Source organism: Streptomyces sp. MNU89 (assembly GCF_020982505.1).
Lineage (GTDB): Bacteria > Actinomycetota > Actinomycetes > Streptomycetales > Streptomycetaceae > Streptomyces > Streptomyces xinghaiensis.
On record NZ_JAJKLL010000001.1, the window covers coordinates 4,968,812 to 4,982,064 of the forward strand.

General features: G+C 74.9%; 10 protein-coding genes. 6 read left to right on the top strand and 4 right to left on the bottom strand.

All coding sequences use genetic code 11. From position 1 onward, the window contains the following. Positions 1-50 precede the first annotated feature (50 nt). The 5 genes from E4N63_RS21310 to E4N63_RS21330 are packed head-to-tail and all read left to right on the top strand — an operon-like array spanning position 51 to position 5,823. On the top strand, positions 51-470 hold the full coding sequence (locus tag E4N63_RS21310) for a hypothetical protein (protein WP_230241466.1): 420 nt from the start codon (positions 51-53) through the stop codon (positions 468-470). Then, complete coding sequence (locus tag E4N63_RS21315; protein ID WP_230241467.1) at positions 467-1,894, top strand: hypothetical protein; 1,428 nt, start codon at positions 467-469, stop codon at positions 1,892-1,894. The genes E4N63_RS21310 and E4N63_RS21315 overlap by 4 nt, the downstream gene beginning before the upstream one ends. Continuing rightward, positions 1,807-2,619, top strand: coding sequence for a hypothetical protein (locus E4N63_RS21320; protein WP_230241468.1), 813 nt, complete (start codon positions 1,807-1,809; stop codon positions 2,617-2,619). Before E4N63_RS21315 ends, E4N63_RS21320 begins: the two co-directional genes overlap by 88 nt. Continuing rightward, positions 2,619-5,117, top strand: coding sequence for a hypothetical protein (locus tag E4N63_RS21325; protein ID WP_230241469.1), 2,499 nt, complete (start codon positions 2,619-2,621; stop codon positions 5,115-5,117). Before E4N63_RS21320 ends, E4N63_RS21325 begins: the two co-directional genes overlap by 1 nt. A 49-nt stretch (positions 5,118-5,166) precedes the next feature. Continuing rightward, a complete protein-coding gene (locus E4N63_RS21330; protein WP_125626397.1) occupies positions 5,167-5,823 on the top strand; it encodes a bifunctional 2-polyprenyl-6-hydroxyphenol methylase/3-demethylubiquinol 3-O-methyltransferase UbiG in 657 nt (218 codons plus the stop codon). A 270-nt stretch (positions 5,824-6,093) separates the two neighbouring features. Here E4N63_RS21330 and E4N63_RS21335 read toward each other — a convergent pair whose 3' ends face one another. The 4 genes from E4N63_RS21335 to E4N63_RS21350 are packed head-to-tail and all read right to left on the bottom strand — an operon-like array spanning position 6,094 to position 12,174. Then, positions 6,094-7,254, bottom strand: coding sequence for an acyl-CoA dehydrogenase family protein (locus E4N63_RS21335; protein ID WP_230241470.1), 1,161 nt, complete (start codon positions 7,252-7,254; stop codon positions 6,094-6,096). Between the two features lie 4 nt (positions 7,255-7,258). Next, positions 7,259-8,227 carry a hydroxymethylglutaryl-CoA lyase gene (locus tag E4N63_RS21340; protein ID WP_125626399.1) on the bottom strand — a complete coding sequence of 323 codons (969 nt, stop codon included), beginning with the start codon at positions 8,225-8,227 and terminating at the stop codon, positions 7,259-7,261. Then, entirely contained in the window at positions 8,214-10,505 is a 2,292-nt protein-coding gene (locus tag E4N63_RS21345) for a biotin carboxylase N-terminal domain-containing protein (protein WP_230242585.1), read from the bottom strand. The genes E4N63_RS21340 and E4N63_RS21345 overlap by 14 nt, the downstream gene beginning before the upstream one ends. A 37-nt stretch (positions 10,506-10,542) precedes the next feature. Next, complete coding sequence (locus tag E4N63_RS21350; RefSeq protein WP_125626400.1) at positions 10,543-12,174, bottom strand: carboxyl transferase domain-containing protein; 1,632 nt, start codon at positions 12,172-12,174, stop codon at positions 10,543-10,545. A gap of 244 nt (positions 12,175-12,418) precedes the next feature. Between E4N63_RS21350 and E4N63_RS21355 the strand changes: the two genes are divergently transcribed. Further along, positions 12,419-13,027: a TetR/AcrR family transcriptional regulator gene (locus E4N63_RS21355; protein ID WP_043467084.1), complete on the top strand. Its 609-nt coding sequence runs from the start codon at positions 12,419-12,421 to the stop codon at positions 13,025-13,027. Positions 13,028-13,253 lie beyond the last annotated feature (226 nt).

Below are 13,253 nucleotides of genomic sequence, written 5' to 3' on the forward strand. Positions count from 1 at the left end.
CGGTCGAGCGGGATCCGGCCGAGGCGGGACGGGGCTCGGTGCGGCGGCCGATGACGGAGCTGCTGGAGGAGGAGCGGGCCGGGCTCCGGCGCGACGGTGCCACCTCGCCGCCCGCCTTCTCCGCCGAACCCGGAGAGCGTCCGGGAGCCGCCGAGCTGCTGGGGGTCTCCTCCGACCGGGCCGGGCAGCTGCTCGGCCCGGACGGCGGCGTGGACGAAGCCGTTCCGCTCTGCCGTGCCGAGCACCGCCGGATGCTCTCCAGGGAGCCGACGGCGGTGCGGCAGGTGCGGTTCGCCCCGGAGGCGATGCGCCGGGGCGCGGAACCGGACCTGCCGCGGGACGGCTGGCACGCCGCGGGCGAGGACATCGTCTGGACGCCGGGCGGACGCCACGCGGGCGTGCTGTGTCTCGTACCGCTGCGCGCCGAGATCGTCCGCACCGTCAGGGCGGAGGAGGGGGAACCACGATGAGGACCAACGACGGCGTGGCGGCCGGCGGCGCTGCCGGTGCCGGTGGAACTGCCGGCGCTGCCGCCGGCGCCGGCGGTGAGGGCGGGAGCGTGGAGCTGGAGTTCCTCACCCCCGGCGGCGAGGCGCACCGGACCATCGCCCGCCTCCACACCGGCCTGCGGATCCCCGGGCGGAAGCCGCTGGCGGCCCGCACGGTGACCCTCGGCGACGGCAGGCGCGTCCTCCAGTACCGGCTGCCCTTCTCCGGGCAGAGCGACAACGCCGCGTACGGGGCGCTGGAGCGCCAGGTCGGCGCCGCGGTCGCGCTCGAACGGCGGTACGGCTCCGAGCGGTTCGCGGAGGTGTTCACCCGGCTGGTCGGCTTCGACCTCGAAGCGGCGGAGCCGTATGTGCTCTACCGCGCCCCGGAGGGGAAGCCCCTCGCGGGCCGGCAGGGCACGCTGACGGTCGCCGAGCAGCAGAAGCTGATCGCGCAACTCGTGCTCGCCGTCCGCCTGCTGGAGGATGCGGGGCTGGTCCACCGGGAGATCACCCCCGACACGGTCCGCTGGGACGGCACCCACGTCCGCCTCGCCGAGCCCTACGGCGCACAGCGGATCGGCGAGCCGCGGGAGCCCTTCGGCGCCGCGCCCTGGGCACCGCCCGAACAGCGCGAGGGCACGGGGACCGCCGACACCCGTGACGACCTGTGGGCCGTCGGCCGGCTCGTCTACTTCCTGCTGTCCGGCCGCCCCGGCCCCGCCGCGGAACCGCCCCACGACCTCGGGGAGTTCCGCCGGCTGGCCGCGCCGGCCGACAGCGGCCTGTTCGACCCGCGCGCGGTGAACCGGCCCCGCCCGTCCGACCTGATGCGCCTGCTCCAGGTGCCCGACCCGCTCTCCGCGCCCGCCCCGGCCGACCCGCTCAGTGCGGGACGCGCCGAGTTCGACGCCCAGCGCGTCAAGAAGCGGAAGGAACTCGGCACCGCGGAGCTGCCGCAGGAGGAGTGCTACGAGTACCCCACCCCGCCCCGCTCCTGGCGCTTCTGGCTGCCGCGCGGTTCCCGGGCCGCCCGCGCGAGCCCGTGGATTCACCGCCAACGCCCCCGCCTCCGCCCGCCCGGCCCACCCTCTGCCCGTACTGCCTGCTGCCGGTGGAGTACGACGAGACACGGCTGGTCACCCTGGACGACAAGCGGGTCTTCCGGCCGCTGGACCTCAGCCGGGAACGGCGCCCGATGCACCGGCAGGACGCGCTGCGGCAGGCGTACCAGTCCTGCCCGCACGCCCCGGCGGACGCGCCGCACCACCTGCCCGTCCCGTTCCTCACCAACGGCGAGCCGCTCACCGTCGCGCTGGTGGGCAGCTCCGCGGCCGGCAAGACACACCTCCTCGCCGCGATGCTGGGCGAGATCGAGCAGGGCGGACTGGAGCCGTACGGGCTGAAGTGCCTGCCCCTCAACCCGGACACCCACCGGGAGTTCATCCGGGAGCGGGTCCAGCGCCTGCACCGGGGCAAGAGGCTCGAAAGCACCGGCCAGACGTCGTTCGCCCACTTCGCCGACGGGCTGCTCGTCACCGGCGGCGGGGTGACGCGGCCCGTGCTCTTCTTCGACCTCGCCGGCGAGGACCTGGTGCAGAACGGCGAGGTGACCAGCTTCCTGATGGGCGTGGGCGCCTTCATCTTCGTCCTCGACCCGCTGCGGGCCCTGCGGCTCCCGGCCCTGGAACCCGTCCGCGCCAGGACCGGCCTCCACCAGCGGGAACTGGGCGACGAGGCGTTCACCACCGTCCTCAACAGAGTGCCGCGGATCGGCCCCTACATCGACGCACCGGCGGCGGTCGCCCTGAACAAGAGCGATCTGATCCGGTTCGACCCCTCGGTGGACCGCTGGCTGAGCCGCGCGGCGGACCCGGACGAGGAGGACCTGCTCGCCGAGAGCCGTGACGCCTACGCCTTCGTGGCCCACCACGGCAACGCGTCCTGGCTGAAGCCGTTCGACGACTGCGCCCGGTGCACGCTGCACTTCGTGGCGGCGACCGGAGCCCAGGTCCGCGGTGACGTCTACCCGCACGGCATCAGACCGCGGCGGGTGCTGACCCCGCTGCTGTCGGTCTTCGCCATGAGCGGGCTCCTCCCCGGCGCACGATGGAAAGAGGTGGGGACCTGATGGTCCGTCATGAGCAATGGGTGGACCAGATCGTCTTCCGCTGGGACGCCGGCAACACCCTGGGGACGACCGGCTTCGGCCCGGTCGCCTGGTCGTGCGACCGGGAGACCGCCGAGGAGTTCTTCCGCCGGGCGGCCGCGCTCCTGCGCAGCACGGCGGCGGAGACGGTCCCGGCCCTGATCAGGCTGGAGCAGGGCGGGCAGGCCATGCTCGTCCACCGGTCCCCCTGGCCCGACCCGGAAGGGCGGCGGTCGAGCACGGTCTGCCACGCGCTGCTCGGGCCGCCCGGGATCCTCGACGCCGATCTCTGCCTGGGGCTGGGCCGCTGGTCGTGGGCGGGCAGCGGACTCCCGCTCGGTGACGTCCGGGGCGGCCTGGAGGCGGTCCACCAGTCCGCGCTGCGGCCCTCCGCCGAGGACGGGCAGCGGACGCTGCGGGCGGGGCTCCCGGACGTGGCGGAGACGCTGACGGCCGTGGCCGCCGAGTTCCTGCGGGACCCCGCGCAGGGTTTCACCGTGCTGGACCGGGCGGGCGGGGACAGCGCCCGCCGGGTGCTGTGGGGGCTGCACGGCCTCTTCAGTGGGGTGCGCCCCGGGGGATGGACCTTCGCCACCCACGACACCGCGGAGGACCCGGCGATCCGCTTTCTCTTCGTCCGGAGCTGGCCGGGCACGGTCTCCCAGGGCACCGACCGGATCCGGATGGACCCACGGGAACGGCTCGGGGACCGGGCCGAGCGGGTGGCGGCCGAACTGGTGGACCACTACCTGCGCCGGGTCGAGGAAGGGGAGGGGCACGAGTACGAGGTGGCGAAGGCGCTGGCGGGCGCCGGGAGCGGCCGGGTCCTGCTCGGCTCCGCGGAGCGGGCCCTGACCGCACTGAGCCGGCCCCCGGGCGGCGGACGGCGAGCGGCGGCCGGACCGCGGGACTCGTACGGCGCCGGCGCCGGTTTCCGGCAGGGGGACGGGGTCTTCGGCCCCGGCGGTCCGCGCCCGCCGCAGGAGCGGGACGATCCCCACGACCAATACCGCGAGCAGGAGTTCCCCCCGGGCTCAGCAGGTGCGGGACCCACCGGACCGGGAACGGTGCGCACGGAGCCGGCCGGGCCGGGAGCGGCGCCGCCCGGGCCCGCCGATCCGCGGGTGCCCGGCCCGCCGGGGTTGGTGGTACCGGGGACGGTGGTGCCGGGGGCCGTGGAACGGGGGACCGCGGAACAGGGAGCCGCGGAGCAGGAAGCCGCGGAGCCGGGCAGCACATGGGCGGACCCCCGGCGGCGGGATCGGTCCGCCGGAGCGGAACGCGGCGGAGAGCGGACCCTCCAGCCGGAACCCGTACGGCGCGCCTCCGCCGCTCCCGGGTCCGCCGGCAGGGAAACCGCCGCACCGGACTCCGAACGCAGGGAGCCAGAACGCAGGGACCTCGAACGCAGGGATCCCGAACGCAGGGACCCCGCCCGGACGAAGCCGCCCGTGCCCGAACGGCCGATGCCGCTACGGCCCGGGTCCGAACCGTTCGCCCCCGGCACGCACGGGAGCGAACCACCCGTGCACGCACCCTCCGCCCGGCCCTCCGAGTCCGGGACGGTCGCCGCCGGCGGGTTCGCCGGGTTGCCGCGCGTCCGCCCCGAGTGGCCGGCCGAGCCCACGCCCGGCCGCCTGATCCCCCGCCTCCGGAAGCGGAAGCGGACGGTGGGCTACCCGGAACTCCTCACCGCCCTGCGGACGATGGAGGAGTCGCCCACCGGACGGCGGCAGGCCGTGGACGCCGCCGCGGGCACCGCGGACCGGCACCTGATCACGGCACTGCGGCAGGAGCACATCCCGTACGCGGCCGTCGGCCTGCTGGTGCGGGAGATCGCCGGACGGTACAGCGAGTGGGGGCGCACGCCGCAGCGGGAACTGTGCGACACCGTGCTGGACATGGGGCTGTTCGTGACGAGCCGGCCGCGCCCCTCGGCCGGCCCCCCGCCCGCCGACGAGACCCGGGCCGCCAATGCCGCCGCGCTCTACCACTGGGCTGTCCGGCCGCTGGCGCGGGATGCGCGGATCAGCAGCCGGCTGGCGGCGGTGCTGCCCCGGCTGGCCCTCGGCGCGGATCTCGCGGGCCGGGCGGCGGTCGACCGGATCCTGGAGCACAAGCACGGCCCGGGGCTCGGGGACGCGGTCTGGCTGGCCCTTCTCCGGACGGCCCGGCAGGACCGGGCGGCGGAAACACCCGGCCCCGGCCCCGTGCCGGTGGCCGTACCCGGCCCCGCTCGGCCACCCGCCCCGCCGCCGCCCTACGAGCCCACCCCACGGGACCGCGGACCCGTCCGGGAGCGCGAACCCGGGCCGCCCACTCCCGCGACGCGCACCGTGCTCCCCGGCCCTGAGCTCCGGTACGGCGGGGACGGCTACGGGGTAGCCGAGGACAAGGACGCCCGTGTGGGGGTGGTCATCGCGTTCTCTGTCCTCGCCGCGCTGCTGCTGGTGCTGGTGTGGCTCCTCCTGAGCGGCTGACCAACGCCGGCGGGAACGGGAGGACGGGAGACGGGGCACTCTGGCACCCATGGCTTTCGACCACAACGACCACTACCACCGCCTGATCCTGCGTCACGTGCCCGGCGGCTGCCGTACCGCCCTGGACGTCGGCTGCGGGACCGGCGGGTTCGCCCGCAGACTCGCGGACCGGGGCATCTCGGTGGACGCGGTGGACCCGGCGGCGGAGGTGATCGAAGCCGCCCGGGCGCGGTCGGAGCGCCGGGGTGGGCGGCCCGGACCGCGTTTCCGCCAGGCGGACATCACCCGGACCGGACTGCCCGGGGAGCACTATGACTTCATCTCCTGCCTGGCGAGCATCCACCACATGCCCTTCGGCACGGTCGCCGAGCTGCGTGACGCACTGGCCCCGGGCGGCGTCCTGGTGATCCTGGGCTGTTACCGGGAGACGTCACCGCTGGACCGGGCGTGGAGCCTCGCGGCCGTCCCGGCGAACGCGGTGGCCCGGCTCGCGGTCCGCGCGGCGGAGACCGTGCGCGCGGCGGGCGGCTCGGGCGCCCACGGTCCCGAGAGGGTCCGGTCCGTCCGGGCGCCGGTGCGGCAACCGGCGATGTCCCTGGCCGAGATCCGGCGGGAGACCTCCGAACTGCTGCCCGGCGCCACCCTGCGCAGGCTTCTCTTCTGGAGGTACCTGCTGGTCTTCCGCAAGAGCGACAGCCCACGGTGAGTTCACGGTTCTCCCGCCCCGAACCGGTACGCGACTGGACCGGACCGGTACCCGCACGGCGCCGGCCGGCAGGCGCCCCGCCGGCCGGCTCCGCGCGTCCTCAGTCCGGCCAGGGAAAGCCGAGCGTCAGTGCGGACTCCCGGCTGCCTCCGGCGACCCGGGCGTGCATCACCACACCGGGAAAGTTGGCGTTCCGGTCAAGTTGTCGAGGCGCCCGGCCCGGGGATCCGGGCCGGGCCGAGCGGACTGTGCGGTGGGCCGGTGGCCGGTTCAGGAGGCGAAGCCGAGTTCGCGGGCGATCAGCATGCGCTGGACCTCGCTCGTGCCCTCGCCGATTTCCAGGATCTTGGAGTCGCGCCACATCCGGGCCACCGGGTACTCGTTCATGAAGCCGTAGCCCCCGTGGATCTGGGTGGCTTCCCGGGCGTTGGTGACGGCGATCTCCGAGGAGTACAGCTTGGCCAGGGCCGCCTCCTTCTTGAAGGGCTCGCCGGCCAGCAGCCGGGATGCCGCGTCGCGCCAGGCCAGGCGGGCGGTGTGGGCGCGCATCTCCATGTCGGCCAGCTTGAACTGGATCGCCTGGTTGTCACCGATCGGCTTCCCGAAGGCCCGGCGCGTCCTGGCGTAGGACACGGACTCGTCCAGGCAGCCCTGAGCGAGGCCGGTGGCCAGGGCCGAGATGGCGATGCGGCCCTCGTCGAGGATGCGGAGGAACTGGGCGTAGCCGCGGCCCTCCTCGCCGAGGAGGTTGGCGGCCGGGACCCGGACGTCGGAGAACGACAGTTCGCGGGTGTCCGAGGCGTTCCAGCCGACCTTCGAGTACGCGGGCGCGACGGTGAAGCCGGGGGTGCCGGAGGGCACGATGATCGAGGAGATCTCGGGGCGGCCGTCCGGCTTGCGGCCGGTGACGGCGGTGACCGTGACGAGGCCGGTGATGTCGGTGCCGGAGTTGGTGATGAAGGACTTGGAGCCGTTGATCACCCACGCGTCGCCGTCGCGGACGGCCGTGGTGCGGGTGCCGCCGGCGTCCGAGCCGCAGTCCGGCTCGGTCAGGCCGAAGGCGCCCAGGATCTCGCCGGAGCACATCCGGGGCAGCCACTCCCGCTTCTGCTCCTCGGTGCCGAAGCGGTACACGGGCATGGCGCCGAGGGAGACCCCGGCTTCGAGGGTGATGGCGATCGAGGAGTCCACCCGGGCCAGCTCCTCCAGGACCAGGCCGAGGGCGAGGTAGTCGCCGCCCATCCCGCCGTACTCCTCGGGGAACGGCAGGCCGAAGAGGCCCATCCGGCCCATTTCGCGGACGATCTCGTAGGGGAACTCGTGGTTCTCGTAGAACTCGCCGATCTTCGGGGCGATGACGTCGTGGGCGAACTCCTCGACGGTGCGCCGGAGTTCCTCGTGCTCGGGGGCGAGGCGGTGGTCGATCGGCATGGCTTCAGTTCTCCTGGTGGGAGGGGGTGCCCGCGAGGGCACGGACGGTGCGGGACGGGCTGGGTCGGCCCAGGTGGGCGGCCATCCACACGCTGGTGGCGGTGAGACGGCCGAGATCGACCCCGGTCTCGATGCCGAGGCCGTGCAGCATCCAGACCAGGTCCTCGGTGGCGAGGTTCCCGGTGGCGCTCTTCGCGTAGGGGCAGCCGCCGAGGCCGCCCGCGGAGGAGTCGACGGTGGTGACGCCCTGCTGGAGGGCGGCGAGGGTGTTGGCGAGGGCCTGGCCGTAGGTGTCGTGGAAGTGGACCGCGAGCCGGCCGGCGGGCACCCCGGCCGCGCCGAGCGCGGTCAGCAGCGCCGCCACATGGCCGGGGGTGGCCACGCCGATGGTGTCGCCGAGGCTCAGCTCGTCGCAGCCCAGGTCCAGGAGCCGCCGGCTGACCCCGGCCACCTGGTCGACCGGAACGGCTCCTTCCCAGGGGTCGCCGAAGCACATGGAGAGATAGCCGCGGACGCGCAGGCCCGCCGCGGCGGCCTTGGCGACCACCGGCTCGAACATGGCGAGCGACTCCTCCACCGTCCGGTTGAGGTTGGCCTTGGCGAAGGACTCGGTGGCGCTGCCGAAGACGGCGACCTCCCGCACCCCGAGCGCCAGCGCCCGTTCCAGCCCCCGGTCGTTGGGGACGAGGACCGGCAGCCGCGTCCCGGCGGGCAGCTCCGGGCCGCCGAGCAGGGGCATCAGCTGCTCGGCGTCGGCCAGTTGGGGCACCCATCGGGGGTGGACGAAGCTGGTCGCCTCGATGGTGTCCAGCCCGGCCGCGGCCAGCCGCTTGATGAACTCGGCCTTGATCTCGACCGGTACGACGGCCTGTTCGTTCTGGAGACCGTCCCGGGGGCCCACCTCGTGGATCCGGACCCGCGCGGGCAGGCCGGGGGCGGGGACGGTCATGGGGAGTCCGTCAGGAAGGGACATCGCTCGCCTCCTCGGTGATCGCGGCGGCCGGAGCGGCCGGTCCGCCATCGGCCGTCGCGGCCGGCTCGTGCGGTGCGACGACGGCCAGGACCTGGTCCATGGCGACGGTGCTGCCGGGTGTCACGTCGAGCTCGGTGACGGTGCCGTCGTGCGGTGCGGCGATGACGTGCTCCATCTTCATCGCCTCCACGACCAGCAGACTCTGCCCGGCGGTGACCGCGTCGCCCACGGCCGCCTTGACGACCGTGACGGTGCCGGGCATCGGGGCGGTGAGGGCCCCGGCCTGCCCGGCGCCCGCGCCGCCGCGCAGGGCGGCGGCCACGGGGTCGTGGGCGGTGGCGTGCCAGGCGTCGCCGTCCCGGCCCAGCCAGTGCCCTCCGGCACCGTCCGGCGCGTGGTGGAACACGTGGGTGACGCCCGCGTACTCCACCAGCAGCCGGGCGCCGGGCGCGGACGGCCCGTCGCTGCCGGGGACGAGCCGAGCCCGGACCGCTCCGTCCGGCCCCGCGGCGGCCGCGGTCCCGGCGGGCGCGGGCGTGGCCGCCGGGGTGACGGCCGACTCCTCCATGCGGATCTCCGCGGCGTGCAGCGGACCCCGGACGTGGACGGTCACCGGCTCGTGGCCGGGGATCCCGACGGGGTGCGGCGTCCAGGCCGGTGTGCCGCCCAGCCGCCAGCCGCTCGGTACGGAGAACGGGTCCGTCCATCCCGGGCGGCCCCCGGAGCCCTCCGGGCCACCGGCCGCCGCACCGGCCGCACCCGCCGCGTCGCCGGCCGCCCCGCCCGGGGCAGCGGGGCCTCCGGCTTCCCCGGAGGCGCGTCCCGCGTCCGCGCCCCCGCCCGCGGCCAGGGCCGCGTGGCGGAGCAGTGCCGCCGCCGCGTACACCTCCGCCGGTACGGACGGCCGCAGCAGGGAGGCCGCGTCGCGGTCGACGAGTCCGGTGTCCATCTCGCCCGACACCACCTCCGGATGGGCCAGCAGCCGGCGCAGGAAGCCGGCGTTGGTGTCCACCCCGAGGACGTCCGTCCCGGCGAGCGCGGCGCGCAGCCGCCGCAGGGCGGTGGCGCGGTCCGGGCCGTGGGCGACGACCTTGGCGAGCATCGGGTCGTACGCCGTCCCGACCTCGGTGCCCGGGGAGAGGCCGGAGTCGACGCGCACGCCTTCGCCCGCCGGTTCGCGGAGCAGGCGGACCGTGCCGGCCGAGGGCAGGAAGTCCACCCGGCCGCCGTCCGCCGCGCGGGCGGTCTCCGCGCAGAGCCGGGCCTCCACCGCGTGCCCGGTGAGCCGTATGTCCTGCTGGCCGAAGCCGAGCGGCTCCCCGGCGGCGGCCCGCAGCTGCCACTCCACCAGGTCCAGGCCGGTGACGAGTTCGGTGACCGGATGCTCGACCTGGAGGCGGGTGTTCATCTCCATGAAGTAGTACGCGGAGGGGTCGCTGCCCGGGACGATGAACTCGACGGTGCCCGCTCCCCGGTAGCCGCAGGAGCGTGCGGCCTGCACGGCGGCCTCGCCCATGGCGGCCCGGGTGGCCTCGTCGAGCAGCGGGCTGGGGGCCTCCTCGACGATCTTCTGATGGCGGCGCTGGAGGGAGCACTCGCGTTCACCGAGGTGGACGACGTTGCCGTGGCCGTCGGCCAGCAGCTGGATCTCGATGTGCCGGGGCCGGTCGATCCACCGCTCCACGAGCAGGGTGTCGTCCCCGAAGGAGCCGCGCGCTTCGCGCCGTGCGGCGGCGATCTCCTCGGCGAGCACCTCCTCGGAGCGGACCAGCCGCATGCCCTTGCCGCCGCCGCCCGCCGAGGGCTTCAGCAGCACGGGCATGCCGATCTCCCGGGCCGCCGTGGCCAGTTCGGCGTCGGTGAGTCCGCTGCCCGAGGAGCCCGGGACGACCGGGACCCCGGCGGCCCGGACCGTCTCCTTGGCGCGGATCTTGTCGCCCATCAGCTCGATCGCGCCGGGGGGCGGGCCGATGAAGACCAGGCCGGCCTCCTCGCAGGCGCGGGCGAAGGCGGCGTTCTCGGCGAGGAAGCCGTAGCCGGGGTGGACGGCCTGCGCGCCGCTGCGGGCGGCGGCGTCGAGCAGCCGCTCCACCGACAGATAGCTCTCGGCGGCGGCCGTGGGACCGATCCGGACGGCCGTGTCGGCCTCCCGCACATGGCGGGCTCCCGCGTCGGCGTCGCTGAACACGGCGACCGACCGCACCCCCAGCCGGCGCAGGGTGCGGATCACGCGGACCGCGATCTCGCCCCGGTTGGCGACCAGTACGGACTCGAACATCGTCGTCATCTCCGTTGTCATCTCGTCCGTCGTCCCGTCACATCCGGAAGACGCCGTAGCCGGGTGCGGCCGGGTCCCGCTGCGGCAGCGGCGCGTTGGCGCAGGCGGTGAGGGCGAGACCCAGGACCTGGCGGGTCTCCAGCGGGTCGATCACGCCGTCGTCCCAGAGCCGGGCGGTGGCGTAGTAGGCGTTGCCCTGGGTGTCGTACTGCTCGCGGATCGGGGCGCGGAACGCCTCCTCGTCCTCCGCGGACCACTCCTCGCCGCGCGCCTCCAACTGGTCGCGTTTGACGGTGGCCAGCACGGAGGCCGCCTGCTCACCGCCCATCACGGAGATCTTGGCGTTGGGCCACATCCACAGGAACCGCGGTGAATAGGCCCGGCCGCACATGGAGTAGTTGCCCGCGCCGTACGAACCGCCGATCACCACCGTCAGCTTGGGCACACGGGTGCAGGCGACGGCGGTGACCATCTTGGCGCCGTGCTTGGCGATCCCGCCGGCCTCGTAGTCCCGGCCGACCATGAAGCCGGAGATGTTCTGCAGGAAGAGCAGCGGGATGCCGCGCTGGTCGCACAGTTCGATGAAGTGGGCGCCCTTCTGGGCGGATTCGGAGAACAGGATGCCGTTGTTCGCGACGATGCCGACCGGGTGGCCGTGGATCCGGGCGAAGCCGGTGACGAGGGTCTGGCCGTACTCCGCCTTGAACTCGGCGAAGCGCGAGCCGTCCGTGATCCGGGCGATCACCTCGCGGACGTCGTAGGGGGTGCGGGAGTCGGCGGGGACGGCGCCGTAGAGCCCGGCCGGGTCCACCGCCGGCTCCTCGGCCGGCTCCACGGACCAGGGCAGCGGCCCGCGCTCCGGGAGGGTGGAGACGATGGTGCGGGTGATGCGGAGGGCGTGGGCGTCGTCCTCCGCGAGATGGTCGGTGACCCCGGAGATCCGCGAGTGGACCTCGCCGCCGCCCAGCTCCTCGGCCGTGACGACCTCACCGGTGGCGGCCTTCACCAGCGGCGGGCCGCCGAGGAAGATCGTGCCCTGGCCGCGCACGATGACGGCCTCGTCGCTCATGGCCGGGACATAGGCCCCGCCGGCCGTGCAGGAGCCCAGCACCGCCGCGATCTGCGGGATGCCGGCACCGGACATCCGGGCCTGGTTGTAGAAGATCCGGCCGAAGTGCTCGCGGTCGGGGAAGACCTCGTCCTGCAGGGGGAGGAAGGCGCCGCCGGAGTCGACCAGATAGAGGCAGGGCAGCCGGTTCTCCAGCGCCACCTCCTGGGCGCGGAGGTGCTTCTTCACCGTCATCGGGTAGTACGTGCCGCCCTTGACGGTGGCGTCGTTGGCGACGATCACCACCTCGCGGCCGGAGACCCGCCCGATGCCCGCGATCACCCCGGCCGCCGGGGCCGCGCCGCCGTACAGGCCCTCGGCGGCCAGCGGGGCCAGCTCCAGGAACGGCGAGCCCGGGTCGAGCAGCGCGTCCACCCGGTCCCGGGGGAGCAGCTTGCCGCGGGCGGTGTGCCGGGCGCGGGCCTTCTCGCCGCCGCCCAGCCGGGCCGCGGCCAGCCGCTCCCGCAGCTCCGCCGCCAGCTCGCGGTGCGCCGCCTCGTTGGCCCGCCAGGCCGCGGACGCCGGATCGGCGGCGCTCCTCAGCACGGGTGCCTGCTGCATGGTCGAGCTCCCTTGCTCGGTCAGTGCTCTGTGCTCGTTCGGTGCTCGTGTGCGGTGGTGCGGCGGTGCCGTGGGCGGCCGTGGGCCCGCGTGCGCCCGAGGACGGTCCGCACGGCCCCGCCGGTGTCCGGGCGTGCCCAGGGGTGCGGTGCACGGCCCCGGCCCCCCGGACAGAGGGGTTAATGAGCGTTAACGTCCGGGTTCAGGTTAACGACCGCTAACCCCCGTTGTCTAGAATGCCTTCATGACTCCCCCCGCTGCCGCCACGGGCGCGGCTCCCACCCGCCGCGAGCAGATCCTCAGGGAGGCCGCGCGCCTCTTCGCCGAGCGCGGCTTCCACGGCGTCGGTGTGGACGAGATAGGGGCGGCCGTGGGTATCAGCGGCCCCGGTCTGTACCGCCACTTCCCCGGCAAGGAGGCGATGCTCGCCGAGCTGCTGGTCGGCATCAGCAGCCGGCTGCTGCACGGCGGCCGGCGCCGGGTCGCCGAGACGGCCGGGCCGCCCGGTGCCGTACTGGACTCGCTCATCGACGGCCACATCGACTTCGCCCTCGACGACCGGGCGCTGATCGTCCTCCACGACCGCGAGCTGGACCGGCTGCGGGAGAGCGACCGCAAGCTGGTCCGCCAGTTCCAGCGGCAGTACGTCGAGCTGTGGGTCGGTGTCGTCCGCGACGCCTATCCGGACATCACCGAGGACGAGGCCCGCGCCTCCGTGCACGCCGTCTTCGGCCTGCTCAACTCCACCCCGCACCTCGGCAGCCCGGGCGCCCTCTCGGGACGTGAGCCGATGGCGGCCCTGCTGCACCGGCTGGCGCGCGGGGCCTTCGACGCGGCCGTGCCCGCCCTGTGAGCGGCGGGAACCGCCTCCGTTCCCCGCCGCTCCCATCCCCGTCCCCCGCCGCTCCCGTCCCCGTTCCCCTCGGCCGCCGCCTCCGCCCGCGCCCGCCCTTTCCGCGCACCGTGACGGACGTCTCTGGACAGTGTGGGTAACTGCCGGGTAGCTTTCCCTGAGCAAGCGCTTAGACATGGATGCGGGTGAGCCTTGCCCGGACCGGCACCGGTCCGCCCACCACCGG

Excerpts from the sequence above, each read along its gene's own strand:
- E4N63_RS21355 (WP_043467084.1), top strand. The coding sequence starts at position 12,419 with ATGACTCCCCCCGCTGCCGCCACGGGCGCGGCTCCCACCCGCCGCGAG.
- E4N63_RS21325 (WP_230241469.1), top strand. The coding sequence starts at position 2,619 with ATGGTCCGTCATGAGCAATGGGTGGACCAGATCGTCTTCCGCTGGGAC.
- E4N63_RS21315 (WP_230241467.1), top strand. The coding sequence starts at position 467 with ATGAGGACCAACGACGGCGTGGCGGCCGGCGGCGCTGCCGGTGCCGGT.
- E4N63_RS21350 (WP_125626400.1), bottom strand. The coding sequence starts at position 12,174 with ATGCAGCAGGCACCCGTGCTGAGGAGCGCCGCCGATCCGGCGTCCGCG.
- E4N63_RS21340 (WP_125626399.1), bottom strand. The coding sequence starts at position 8,227 with ATGTCCCTTCCTGACGGACTCCCCATGACCGTCCCCGCCCCCGGCCTG.
- E4N63_RS21345 (WP_230242585.1), bottom strand. The coding sequence starts at position 10,505 with ATGTTCGAGTCCGTACTGGTCGCCAACCGGGGCGAGATCGCGGTCCGC.
- E4N63_RS21330 (WP_125626397.1), top strand. The coding sequence starts at position 5,167 with ATGGCTTTCGACCACAACGACCACTACCACCGCCTGATCCTGCGTCAC.
- E4N63_RS21335 (WP_230241470.1), bottom strand. The coding sequence starts at position 7,254 with ATGCCGATCGACCACCGCCTCGCCCCCGAGCACGAGGAACTCCGGCGC.
- E4N63_RS21310 (WP_230241466.1), top strand. The coding sequence starts at position 51 with ATGACGGAGCTGCTGGAGGAGGAGCGGGCCGGGCTCCGGCGCGACGGT.